Genomic DNA, 12854 nt, shown 5'->3' on the forward strand with positions numbered 1-12854 from the left:
GTTTGAAGAGATTTTTGAAGAGTATAAAAACCAGCGACTTTAATCGCTGGTTACTCATATGATTATTCACTTGAAAGGGATGAAGACTTATCTAGACCTTCTATGTCTACGATAGCCGTTTAGTTTTTTATTTTCCCAATAACTGTTAAAGATTTTTTCTTTACTCTCACGATCAATTTCTAAGAAATAAGCATAGAGTAGATCGATTAAAATCAACATAGGAAGTTGGGCAGAAATGCGTTGGATATAGGAAGCCTGACTCTGGCTTGCTACCAATACAGTTTCTGTGAAGGCCTGAGTTTCCTTGCTAGGTGTACTCGTAAAAAGAACAGTTTTAGCCCCCATATCTTGAGCGTCTAGTAGACTGTCAATGATGGATGGAGTTGTCCCAGAAAGGGAGAAACCAAAGACCAAACATTTTTCATCGATGATACTGGTCGTCCAGGCGAATCCATCTGGATCTGTTAAAGCCTCACAAACGACACCTAGTCTCATAAAACGCAATTTCATCTCACGGGCAACGAGGCCAGAACTGCCTGTTCCGAAAAAATAGACGCGTTCTGATTGATCAATCATATGAGCGATGCGCTCTAGTTGGTCATCATCAATCAACTCTTGAGACATCTCTCGGATATTTGTATAACTTCTCAAGACTCTTTGAGTCAAGGGGTTCATATCCTGCTGTGGGACTGAAAGGTTGTCAATTTGTTGTAGGTATTTGAATATGAACTCTCGATAACCCGTAAAGCCACATTTTTTGGCAAAACGAGTGAGAGCGGCCTGAGAAATATGAAGTTTTTGAGTGACCTGTTGAGAAGACAAGTCATCATGAATGGTATCTGCCTGCAAAAAATAGCGGGCAATCTCTTGCTCTAAATCGGTCATTTCTTCAAAGTGAAGATCAATAATCGTAGAGATGTCTTGCTTGTTCATGGGACTCCCTTGTAGTTATTTGTTAAAATTTTTATCAATGAAATCTATAAAATAGCGCTTACTTTAATTATACCACAGTTGCTTTGTTTTTTGGATAAAAAGGAAAAGTCTTTTCTTTTTCCATAATTTTCTCTTTAAATTATGGTACAATGAAGAGTAAGATTTTGATTAGAAATGAGACTGTTTTGTATGAGAAAATTTAATAGCCATTCGATACCAACTCGGCTTAATTTGTTGTTTGCAATCGTTATTTTGCTTTTCATGACTATCATTGGTCGCTTGCTCTATATGCAAGTTTTGAACAAGGATTTTTATGAAACTAAGCTAGCATCTGCTAGCCAAACTAGGGTAACAACGGGCTCTGCTCGAGGAGAAATCTATGACGCGGCTGGAAAACCCTTGGTAGAAAATACCGTCAAACAAGTAGTGGCTTTCACACGAAGCAATAAGATGACAGCTACTGATTTAAGGGATATTTCCACTAAACTCTTAACGTATGTAACAGTTGCCTCACCAGATTTGACGCAACGTCAAATGGCTGACTATTATCTAGCGGACCCAGCTGTCTATAAAAAAACGGTAGAGGCTCTTCCTAAGGATAAACGTTTTGATTCTGATGGCAATCAGCTGTCCGAAGCTCAACTTTATAACAATGCTGCTGAGAGTATCACTTCTGATCAACTGAACTATTCAGAGGATGAAAAGAAGGTTATCTACCTTTTTAACCAGCTCAATGCAGTTGGTAATTTTGCGACTGGGAATATTCAAACCGATCCTTTGAGCGATACACAGGTAGCTGTGATTGCTTCTGCGTCTAAGGAATTGCCAGGTATTTCTATCTCTACCTCATGGGATCGAAAGATCTTAGAGACGTCTCTTTCATCTATTGTCGGAACTGTTTCTAGTGAAAAATCCGGTCTTCCAGCAGAAGAAGTAGACACTTATTTGAAAAAAGGCTATTCGCTCAATGACCGAGTCGGGACTTCCTATCTTGAAAAGCAATACGAAGAGGTCTTGCAAGGGAAACGGACCGTCAAGGAAATCCATTTGGATAAGCACGGAGACATGGAGAGCGTAGAAAATATCGAAGAAGGTAGCAAGGGGAAAAACATCAAATTAACCATTGATTTGTCCTTCCAAGATAGCGTAGACAGCCTTTTGAAGAGTTATTTTAATTCTGAACTTACAAATGGTGGTGCTAAATACTCAGAAGGTGTTTATGCAGTAGCCCTTAATCCTAAGACAGGTGCTGTATTGGCAATGTCAGGAATTAAACACAATCTAGAAACAGGAGACTTGACACCAGACTCACTAGGAACAGTGACCAATGTTTTTGTACCAGGGTCTGTCGTTAAGGCGGCAACCATCAGTTCTGGTTGGGAAAATGGAGTCTTGTCAGGCAACCAAACCTTGACAGACCAACCAATCGTCTTCCAAGGTTCTGCCCCTATCAATTCCTGGTATACCCCTTATTACGGTTCCTTTCCGGTTACAGCCGTTGAGGCTCTAGAATATTCATCTAATGCCTACATGGTTCAAACTGCGCTAGGAATGATGGGTCAGACCTATCAACCAAATATGACAGTCAAAACCAACCAACTTGAGTCTGCCATGGGAAAACTACGCGCGACTTTTAGTGAGTATGGTTTGGGTGCTTCTACAGGTATTGACTTGCCCGAGGAATCAACAGGATTTATCCCCCAAAAATTTGACTTGGCTAATTATTTAACTAATGCTTTTGGCCAGTTTGATAACTACACACCGATGCAATTAGCCCAGTACGTTGCAACTATTGCTAACAATGGTGTTCGTCTAGCTCCACATATTGTCGAGGGAATATACGACAACAATGATAAGGGTGGCCTTGGGGAATTAATCCAAGCAATAAATACCAAGGAAATCAACAAGGTCAATATTTCTGAATCAGATATGGCAATCTTGCACCAAGGATTTTACCAAGTATCGCATGGAACTAGTCCCCTAACGACAGGACGGGCGTTTTCAGATGGTGCCACTGTTTCTATCAGTGGTAAAACCGGTACAGCTGAAAGCTATGTAGCTGGTGGTCAAAAAGAAGCTAATAATACCAATGCCGTGGCCTATGCTCCAACAGAAAATCCTCAAATTGCAGTTGCAGTAGTCTTTCCTCATAATACCAATTTAACCAAAAATGTTGGGCCAGCAATTGCTCGCGACATTATCAATCTATACAACCAACACCATCCAATGAATTAGAAAGGAAGCCATGCTTTATCCAACACCTATTGCTAAGTTGATTGACAGTTATTCTAAACTTCCGGGTATTGGGATCAAGACAGCAACCCGTCTAGCCTTTTATACTATTGGAATGCCGGATGATGACGTCAACGAATTTGCTAAAAATCTCCTTTCAGCTAAGCGAGAATTGACCTATTGTTCGATTTGCGGACGTTTAACGGATGATGATCCATGTTCTATCTGTACGGATCCTAGTCGTGACCAGACAACTATCCTAGTATTAGAGGATAGCCGAGATGTAGCGGCTATGGAAAATATCCAAGAATACCATGGACTATACCATGTCTTGCACGGCCTCATTTCACCAATGAATGGCATTAGCCCTGACGATATCAATCTTAAAAGTCTCATGACTCGTCTCATGGATAGCGAGGTTTCAGAGGTCATCGTAGCCACCAATGCAACTGCTGATGGTGAAGCGACCTCCATGTATCTCTCTCGTTTGCTTAAGCCTGCAGGGATTAAGGTTACTCGTCTAGCACGAGGTCTAGCAGTGGGAGCTGATATCGAGTATGCGGACGAAGTAACACTCCTAAGGGCCATTGAAAATCGTACAGAGCTTTAGTCTATGAGGTTAAATCGCTAAATACTTAGCTAGCAGGTATAAAATATTTAAGAACATAGAGACTGGACCATTTTTCTTCCAATCTCTTTTCTTGTTTTGTGCTATTCAAGTTTAAAAAAATAGACAAATGTGATATACTAAAAGGCGAGTATTCTAGTAGAAATAGGACAATCATATGAAACAAACAATTATTCTATTATATGGTGGACGCAGTGCAGAACGTGAAGTGTCTGTCTTGTCAGCTGAGAGTGTCATGCGTGCGGTTAACTATGATCGCTTCATGGTAAAAACTTTCTTCATTAGCCAGTCTGGAGACTTTATCAAAACACAAGAATTTACCCAAACTCCAAGTCAGGATGATCGTCTCATGACTAACGATAGCATTGACTGGAACAAGAAAATTACTCCAAGTGCTATCTACGAAGAAGGAGCAGTAGTCTTTCCAGTTCTTCATGGACCTATGGGAGAAGATGGTTCCGTTCAAGGTTTCTTAGAAGTCTTGAAAATGCCTTATGTTGGTTGTAACATCCTATCTTCAAGCCTTGCTATGGATAAGATTACAACCAAGCGTGTATTAGAGTCTGCTGGGATTGCCCAAGTTCCTTACGTAGCGATTGTTGAAGGGGATGACTTGGCTTCTAAGATTGCAGAAGTTGAGGAAAAATTAAGTTACCCAGTCTTTACCAAACCATCCAATATGGGTTCTAGTGTTGGTATTTCTAAGTCTGAAAATAAAGAGGAACTTCGCCAAGCTTTAGAGCTTGCCTTCAAGTACGATAGTCGTGTATTGGTGGAGCAGGGTGTAAATGCACGTGAAATCGAGGTTGGTCTCTTGGGGAACTATGATGTCAAGAGCACTCTTCCTGGTGAAGTTGTCAAAGACGTAGCCTTCTATGACTATGATGCCAAGTATATCGATAACAAGATCACCATGGATATCCCAGCCAAGATTAGTGATGAAGTGGTAGCTCTTATGCGTAAAAATGCCGAAACTGCCTTCCGTGCTATCGGTGGACTTGGATTGTCGCGTTGTGACTTCTTCTATACAGATAAGGGAGAAGTTTTCCTAAATGAGTTAAATACCATGCCAGGCTTCACTCAATGGTCTATGTATCCCTTGCTTTGGGACAATATGGGAATTTCTTATCCAGAATTAATCGAACGTTTGGTTGACCTTGCTAAGGAAAGTTTTGACAAGCGTGAAGCGCACCTATTGTAAAGACAGACATAAGGGCGAGGAAGGACTCCTTGCCCCTTTTTAAAGGAGTAAACATGAAACTTACGATTCACGAAGTTGCGCGTGTTGTTGATGCAAAAAATGATGTGACAAGCTATGCGGATAACCCGTTAGTCAAGGCAGAGTTTGATAGTCGCTTGATTGGAGCTGGGGACTTATTTGTTCCGCTCAAGGGAGCGCGTGACGGTCATGATTTTATCGAGACGGCTTTTGAAAATGGTGCTGCTGTAACCCTGTCAGAGAAGGAAGTGGCAAATCATCCATACATTTTAGTAGATGATGTTTTGACAGCCTTTCAAGCTCTCGCAGCCTACTATCTTCAAAAAACAGGTGTCGATGTCTTTGCCGTTACAGGTTCGAACGGTAAGACAACGACTAAGGATATGTTGGCTCATTTGCTTTCTACAAGCTACAAAACCTACAAAACGCAAGGAAATTACAATAACGAGATTGGGCTGCCTTATACAGTTCTTCATATGCCAGATGCTACTGAAAAGTTGGTTTTGGAGATGGGTCAGGATCACTTGGGAGATATCCATCTTTTGTCTGAATTGGCTCATCCAAAGACAGCTATTGTGACCTTGGTTGGAGAAGCTCATTTGGCCTTCTTTAAGGACCGTTCAGAGATTGCCAAAGGGAAATTGCAAATCGCTGATGGTATGGAGAAAGGGGGCTTGCTTTTGGCGCCAGCTGATCCCATTGTAGAGGATTATCTACCTACTGAGCAAAAAGTGGTTCGCTTTGGTCCAGATGCAGAACTCGAAATTACAGACTTAACTGAGCGTAAGGATAGCTTAACCTTCAAGGCTAATTTCTTGGAGCAGGCTCTTGACTTGCCAGTAACAGGTAAGTACAATGCGACTAATGCTATGATTGCTTCTTATGTTGCCCTGCAAGAAGGAGTGACTGAGGAGCAGATTGGTCAAGCCTTCCAGGATCTAGAATTGACCCGCAATCGTACCGAGTGGAAAAAAGCTGCCAATGGAGCAGATATCCTATCAGATGTTTACAATGCTAATCCAACAGCTATGAAGTTGATTTTAGAAACTTTCTCTGCTATTCCAGCTAATGAAGGTGGTAAGAAAATCGCAGTTCTGGCGGACATGAAAGAACTTGGAGACCAGTCTGTTCAACTCCATAATCAAATGATTTTGAGCATTACACCCGATGTCCTTGATACCGTTATTTTCTATGGCGAAGACATCGCTGACTTGGCTCAACTAGCCAGTCAAATGTTCCCAATCGGCCATGTTTATTACTTCAAGAAAACTGCTGAAGAAGACCAGTTTGAAGCTATGGTCAAGCAGGTCAAGGAAAGTCTTGGAGCACATGACCAAATCTTGCTTAAAGGTTCCAACTCTATGAATCTAGCCAAGTTAGTAGAAAATTTGCAAGAAGAAGACTAATGTTCTTCGATAAGAAAAATTTTTCAAGAGTAAATTTGTCTTGAAGGATTAGCTTCTTTGGAACACAAAAATATAAGAAATAAATGTAAGCTAGGCTCTATAAAAATCAGTAAGAGATTGGCTTATATGAAAATGAGGAAAGTTACATGAATTTTTGGGATGCTTTATTTAGTACGCAACCGACGGAGCCACCCCAATTTGACCTTCTTTGGTATGGAAGTCTATTTACCTTATTAGCATTGACTGTATTTCTTGCCTACCGTTATGGTGAGAAAAAAGTCTGTCAACGATTTTTCCAGATTTTACAGGCGGTACAGCTAATCCTGCTCTACGGATGGTATTTGGTTAATCAGATGCCTTTAACAGAAAGTCTACCCTTTTATCATTGCCGTTTGGCTATGTTTGTAGTGCTTTTGACCCCGGGTGTCTCTAGAGTCAAGCAGTATTTTGCTGTATTGGGAACCTTTGGAACTTTGGCAGCTTTTATTTATCCAGTGCCAGATCCCTATCCCTTCCCCCACATTGCCATCCTGTCCTTTGTTTTCGGACACTTAGCTCTCTTTGGAAATTCCTTGATTTATATCTTGAAGGACTACGATGCTAGTTTACTGGATTTCAAACGAATCCTAATTATCACGTCTTCGCTCAATGCCTTGATTTTCGTGGTTAATTTAGTAATAGGTGGAGATTATGGATTTTTGACAAGACCACCATTGGTTGGAGACCACGGTCGTTTGATCAATTATCTAGTGGTAACGCTATTCTTGACTTGCGCTATTTACTTAGTCTCTAAAATTTTTCAGACAATCCTTCAGGAGCGGGCAGAAAAAAGGTTGAGAATCTGGCAGAAATAAAAAAATATTTTCCCAATCTCTTGACTTTTATCTGAGAATTTTGATACAATAGTAGACGGTATTGTTTACCCCATTTGTAAGGCCCCGGAACCTTTCAAATACCCCGCGGACCGGAACATCCGCCCTGTAAACAAAAACGATATTCATATAGGAGAAATCATGAACAAAACTACATTCATGGCTAAACCAGGCCAAGTAGAACGCAAATGGTACGTTGTTGACGCAACTGATGTACCTCTTGGACGCCTTTCAGCAGTTGTTGCTAGCGTACTTCGCGGAAAAAACAAACCAACATTCACACCACACACTGATACAGGTGACTTCGTAATCGTTATCAATGCTGAAAAAGTTAAATTGACTGGTAAAAAAGCATCTGATAAGATCTACTACACTCACTCAAACCACCCAGGTGGATTGAAATCAATCTCTGCTGGTGAACTTCGTTCTAAAAATGCAGTACGTTTGATCGAGAAATCAGTTAAAGGTATGCTTCCACACAATACTCTTGGCCGCGCTCAAGGTATGAAATTGAAAGTATTCGTTGGAGCTGAGCACACTCACGCTGCACAACAACCAGAAGTTCTTGATATTTCAGGACTTATCTAAGGAAAGGAACAATAAAGTATGTCACAAGCACAATATACAGGTACTGGACGTCGTAAAAACGCTGTTGCACGCGTTCGCCTTGTTCCAGGAACTGGTAAAATCACTGTTAACAAAAAAGATGTTGAAGAGTACATCCCACACGCTGACCTTCGTCTTGTAATCAACCAACCATTCGCAGTTACTTCAACTGTAGGTTCATACGACGTTTTCGTTAACGTTGTAGGTGGTGGATACGCTGGTCAATCAGGAGCTATCCGTCACGGTATCGCTCGTGCCCTTCTTCAAGTAGACCCAGACTTCCGCGATTCATTGAAACGCGCAGGATTTCTTACACGTGACTCACGTAAAGTTGAACGTAAGAAACCAGGTCTTAAGAAAGCTCGTAAAGCTAGCCAGTTCTCAAAACGTTAATCAATACGATTATATCAACGTTTACAGACATTCAAGAATTTTCTCTTGGATGTCTTTTTTTGTTCAAAAAACTAAAGTTCACCCCAAAATTCACCCCAAGTTCACCCTATTGCTTTTTGAGACTTCTAAAGGCTATTTCTCCTGCTGTTTGATTTACTTTTTCAGTAGTATTGACATAAGTCTTCGTTATTTGGATGTCACTATGAGTAAGTGCTTCTGAAATGGCCTCAAGAGAAAAACCTGCTTGTTTAGCAAGATGTTGGAATTTATGAGGTCCTTGATGGATATTATTTTTCTTCATAAGTATGTTATAATGTAGATATGATATGAAAAAATTAAGATATCTCTTTAAATGCTGTAAATGTCACTTTGTGTGAACATGAGTGAATTTGAGTTTAGAGAATGATAGGAGATAGTTTACAATGATAAGTTTAGAGTTGATGTCTGAAGAAAATAGCATAGATATTTATTCTTTTGAAAAAGAAAATAGAGAGTATTTTGAGCGAAGTTTACCTCCTAGACCAGCTCACTATTTTGACTTAGAAGGTTTTAAAGAAATTACAAGGGAATTGTTAAGGGAACAAGAGAATCATGATGTCTATATGCATCTTATTAGAGATGCACAAGGTGTTATGAATCTGCTGACCTGTAAGTGAACTATGATATTGAATTTGTTAATAGGCAATAATAGAAAAAAATATTCTAGATAAGTCATTGATATATTGAGAACTGCTAAAGGAGGGAAATAGATGAGCAAAAAAATTAACTTAGAAGCAGAACGAGCATATAAGACAATTCGTGGCGAAAAAAATAAATTTGGTAGTTACCGTAAGACATTGTTTCATGTACATACTCCAGAATCTCATGATTATAGATTATTTAAAAAATGGAAAGATTTGCCAGAGAATGATTGGAATAATTTAACTATTGATGACTATATTAAAGAGATTAGAAATCAAAAAATATTTCCAAAAGACTTTCTTCAAATAGATAAAGGGGAAAAGGTTTTATATGAAAACTATTTTATGAATGGATTCAGTAGCGAAAAAGAACAAGTTGCCTTTTTAACTATTGCTCAAAGTCTTTACAATGAAAATATATCGGTTGTTGTAGTCTCGGATCATAATACTATATCAGGTATAGAAAAATTAAAGACAGCTATTAAATTAGTATCTGATTTATTTCAGAATAAATGTAAAGAATATATTGAAGTAATAAACGGAGTGGAAATTTCTTGTGCAGATAAGGTGCATGTGCTGGTAGCTTTTCCTAACAGTAAAGCTAGTTTCATTCAAAAATGGCTTAACTTTAATCTAATGAGTATCAAGGAAGGATCTTTTAAGGCGAGTTTGGAAGTATTGGAGAAATTTATCTATAAAGATTGTTTTGCCTACATAGCTCATATGAATAGTTCAGATGTATTTAAAGAGGGGCATTTTTCAAATGCTTACAAGAAAAAACTTTTTTCTAAGGCTTACGCTCGATTCATAGGCGTATCAAATATTGCCAAAATAGATGATATCAATAGCTATCTTACAAAATATTTAAAAAAGAATGTACCATCATTTATTCTTGACAATGATTCACATTGTGTCGAGGAACATTCAATTAATCCGATGTGGATAAAATTTAGTAAAAGAAACTATGAACAGCTCCGAGAAGCTTTATCAGAATATGATGTATCCATTGAACTAATGAATCCAGAAATCAGCAAGGCGAAAGCTATACGTGGAATATATGTACCAACTCTCAGTAACTCGTACCTGCTAAAGAATAATTCAGAATTTGTTATTAAATTTTCGGAATCCCTAAATTGTTTAATTGGAGGAAGAGGAACTGGAAAAAGTACGATTTTAGATTTGATTCAATTTGTATTGTCTCAAAAAGCAGATACGAAACAAAAATTTGAATTTCTCTCTCAACACTCAAGGGTATATATTTTGTATGAGATGTCAAAGAAAGAATATTTGGTTGAGTTAAATTTACCTACTCAGAAGAATGAGGAAGACATATATGACACTTTTGACGTTAAAACAAAAGCTACATCAAGTTATTGGTATTATGAAAGTCGTTTAACGGAGAAAATTAGAGAACAATATTTATCAATATATGAAGTTCAAGAGAGTGGTCAACTTAGTAAAGTTTCCAAACAAAAGAAATTAAGCTTAATAGACCAAATGTTTGATAATAGATATTCAGTAAATCAACTTGTAAATATTGCTAGTGATGACAGAATAAGTGATTATTTGTATGAAGTAATAGCTAAAGATAAAAAGAGTATAAAAAAATATCAAGTTTCTAGTAAAATATCTTCAGCAGGCGAAATTGACCAATTCATTCTGAATGAAGATAAGCGATTAGAAGAACAAAAAAATAAAATATTATCACTAATAAGTCCATTCAATGATAATCAATCAGGGAAGCTACAAATATTGTATAGTCAACAAAAAAAATTTGTATTACCTGAAAATTTTTATTTTTGGTTCTTCCCTGAGGGGAAAAATTTAGATAATTCGTTTCAAGGATATCGTTTAACATGTGGGGAAATCATCGATTATTTTTCAATGATTTTTGATAGAAGTGGTTTTGCGACTTTTGTAGACTTAATGAATAATAGGAACCTCAAGGGTGAATATTCAATAAAAAAATTTGCCCAAAATAGTAGGTTGAATGATGATGTATATCTAAAAGAAGCAGACGATATGTTATTGAATGAAATTTTTGAGCTCTGGAATAAAGTTAATATTAATTTAATTCAGCTATATTTAGAGGATGTTTATAATAATTGTGAAAATTTATATCTTGAATTTAATATCAACTCCAAAGTGACAGATGGAAACAAGAAAATAATTTTTAAGGAGGTAACACGTTTAAGTTTAGGTCAGAAGGTAGTTGCCATGCTTGATTTTATTCTTGCCTATTCAGAATTCACAAATGATAATCGACCATTACTTATAGACCAACCAGAAGATAATCTAGATTCACGATATATATACAATAATTTAGTGCAGATATTACGAGATGTTAAAAACAAACGTCAGATTATTATAGCCACTCACAACGCAACAATAGTAACAAATGCAATGTCTGATTTAGTTATTTTGATGGAATCGGATGGAGAACATGGATGGGTTGAACAAAGTGGATATCCAAGTGACGATAAAATAAAAAAACACATTGTAAACTACCTTGAAGGTGGCAAAGAATCGTTTGAGCATAAGGTGAAAATATATAAACGTGTAATTGATATAAATAAACTGTAAAATGTTTAGTGTATAACTTTCAGAATAAGAGAACGACTCAAAATTAAAAAGCTAGAGTTCCGCAATTGGAAATCTCTAGCTTTTTGTGGTTGAGAACTATTTTGTCCCAGGCTCTTTTTAATATTAAATTTTATAATGAACTACTAAGATATATCTAAATTTAGAGCAATGATCTATTATACTAATTTAGATAGAATAGCTTGTATACTACTCTAAAAATTAAATAAATTAAGTTGTTCATTGGTGCTTTCTTTTATTATGTTTTTACATAAAGTATAATAGTTCTCGTTTAACTCAATACCAATAGAATTCACACCAAAACTATTAGCAACAACACAAGTAGTTCCACTGCCAAGGAAAGGATCTAAGACAGTATCGTTTTTATTTAAATATTCAATAATCATACTAGGGATTTTTGATGGATATGGAGCGGTATGGCCCAAAATATTCTTTCCTTTTACCATTTTGACTACTGGATGTAGTTGTATTATATTCGAGTGAAGTTTTATAGTATTAGAAGTTTTATTTTTGGAAAGGATAAATATATGTTCCCAACAATTAAGTGGTGATTGATAATATGGGCCTAAATTTCCTTGATTAAAATTCCGGTTTCCTTGGATTTCCCCTTTATCCCAAATGATATTTCCATCAATTCTAAAACCAATTTTTTCAAAAATATCCAACATATAAGCTCCAAGAATCATTCTTTTATTTCCCATTGCGGATTGTGCAATAATTCTTTCGTTATCAAAATAGTCGAATATATTAAATAGCATTGAACTTCCATCTTTTAACGTTCTGAAGAGTTCAAGAGCTATATTATATATGTCATATAGGAAGCAATATATATTGGGCCAATTTGAATATTCTTTTGCATTATAATAAGGAGGAGAAGTAACAATTGCGGAAATAGAATCATTTTTTAATACGTGTAATACATCGAGTGCATTACCACAATAAATAGTTGCTTTATCAATTTTACTAGCTTCCTTCAGTGAACCACGGTGATAATTTTGTAACATGTATTTTTTAAACCAATCAGAGTTATGAAATTCGTGGTACAAATCTTCCTTAGAATTACTAGGTTTTAAACATTTTAGATTACGATTAAACTTGTTCAATTATAAATCTCCTCTTAAATATTGAAAAAACCATTGGCAGTGGACATACTTTAAGACTATATATTTCTGAAACTAGTTTCACAATACAAATATTGACATGCAATTATTAATTGGTGGATTTTAAGTTGACATCTACAAAGTTTAATGTTAGAATACATTCAAAAATATATTTGAATGAGGT

At 36.9% G+C, this 12854-nt stretch carries 11 protein-coding genes and 1 pseudogene; 9 read left to right on the top strand and 3 right to left on the bottom strand.

Annotated elements, in window-relative coordinates; genetic code table 11:
* Window positions 1-87 precede the first annotated feature (87 nt).
* Window positions 88-933 carry a MurR/RpiR family transcriptional regulator gene (locus tag HMPREF2728_RS09910; RefSeq protein ID WP_075227832.1) on the bottom strand — a complete coding sequence of 282 codons (846 nt, stop codon included), beginning with the start codon at window positions 931-933 and terminating at the stop codon, window positions 88-90.
* A gap of 189 nt (window positions 934-1122) precedes the next feature.
* Between HMPREF2728_RS09910 and pbp2b the strand changes: the two genes are divergently transcribed.
* The 7 genes from pbp2b to rpsI all read left to right on the top strand — a co-directional run bounded on the left by pbp2b (window position 1123) and on the right by rpsI (window position 8289).
* Window positions 1123-3168 carry a penicillin-binding protein PBP2B gene (gene pbp2b / locus HMPREF2728_RS09915; protein ID WP_075227833.1) on the top strand — a complete coding sequence of 682 codons (2046 nt, stop codon included), beginning with the start codon at window positions 1123-1125 and terminating at the stop codon, window positions 3166-3168.
* Window positions 3169-3178: 10 nt separating this feature from the next.
* Window positions 3179-3775, top strand: coding sequence for a recombination mediator RecR (gene recR / locus HMPREF2728_RS09920; protein WP_049548134.1), 597 nt, complete (start codon window positions 3179-3181; stop codon window positions 3773-3775).
* A 175-nt stretch (window positions 3776-3950) separates the two neighbouring features.
* On the top strand, window positions 3951-4994 hold the full coding sequence (locus HMPREF2728_RS09925) for a D-alanine--D-alanine ligase (RefSeq protein WP_075227834.1): 1044 nt from the start codon (window positions 3951-3953) through the stop codon (window positions 4992-4994).
* Between the two features lie 53 nt (window positions 4995-5047).
* Window positions 5048-6418, top strand: a complete 1371-nt coding sequence (gene murF, locus HMPREF2728_RS09930; protein ID WP_075227835.1) for a UDP-N-acetylmuramoyl-tripeptide--D-alanyl-D-alanine ligase — start codon at window positions 5048-5050, stop codon at window positions 6416-6418.
* A 146-nt stretch (window positions 6419-6564) separates the two neighbouring features.
* Entirely contained in the window at window positions 6565-7272 is a 708-nt protein-coding gene (locus HMPREF2728_RS09935) for a YwaF family protein (protein WP_075227836.1), read from the top strand.
* Between the two features lie 159 nt (window positions 7273-7431).
* A complete protein-coding gene (rplM, locus tag HMPREF2728_RS09940) occupies window positions 7432-7878 on the top strand; it encodes a 50S ribosomal protein L13 (RefSeq protein WP_001044622.1) in 447 nt (148 codons plus the stop codon).
* Window positions 7879-7896: 18 nt separating this feature from the next.
* On the top strand, window positions 7897-8289 hold the full coding sequence (gene rpsI / locus HMPREF2728_RS09945) for a 30S ribosomal protein S9 (protein ID WP_075227837.1): 393 nt from the start codon (window positions 7897-7899) through the stop codon (window positions 8287-8289).
* A 106-nt stretch (window positions 8290-8395) separates the two neighbouring features.
* Here rpsI and HMPREF2728_RS09950 read toward each other — a convergent pair whose 3' ends face one another.
* Window positions 8396-8590 carry an integrase gene (locus tag HMPREF2728_RS09950; RefSeq protein WP_075227838.1) on the bottom strand — a complete coding sequence of 65 codons (195 nt, stop codon included), beginning with the start codon at window positions 8588-8590 and terminating at the stop codon, window positions 8396-8398.
* 121 nt (window positions 8591-8711) lie between these two features.
* Between HMPREF2728_RS09950 and HMPREF2728_RS09955 the strand changes: the two are divergent.
* Both HMPREF2728_RS09955 and HMPREF2728_RS09960 read left to right on the top strand, forming a co-directional pair.
* Window positions 8712-8924, top strand: a pseudogene (locus tag HMPREF2728_RS09955) (N-acetyltransferase); the annotation flags it as partial.
* A gap of 114 nt (window positions 8925-9038) precedes the next feature.
* Complete coding sequence (locus tag HMPREF2728_RS09960) at window positions 9039-11552, top strand: Spaf_1101 family AAA-like ATPase (RefSeq protein ID WP_075227839.1); 2514 nt, start codon at window positions 9039-9041, stop codon at window positions 11550-11552.
* A 212-nt stretch (window positions 11553-11764) separates the two neighbouring features.
* Here the strand turns inward: HMPREF2728_RS09960 and HMPREF2728_RS09965 are convergent, their stop codons facing one another.
* Complete coding sequence (locus tag HMPREF2728_RS09965; RefSeq protein ID WP_075227840.1) at window positions 11765-12673, bottom strand: DNA-methyltransferase; 909 nt, start codon at window positions 12671-12673, stop codon at window positions 11765-11767.
* Window positions 12674-12854: the final 181 nt, after the last annotated feature.

The organism is Streptococcus sp. HMSC061D10, from assembly GCF_001808865.1.
In the GTDB taxonomy this organism is placed as follows: domain Bacteria; phylum Bacillota; class Bacilli; order Lactobacillales; family Streptococcaceae; genus Streptococcus.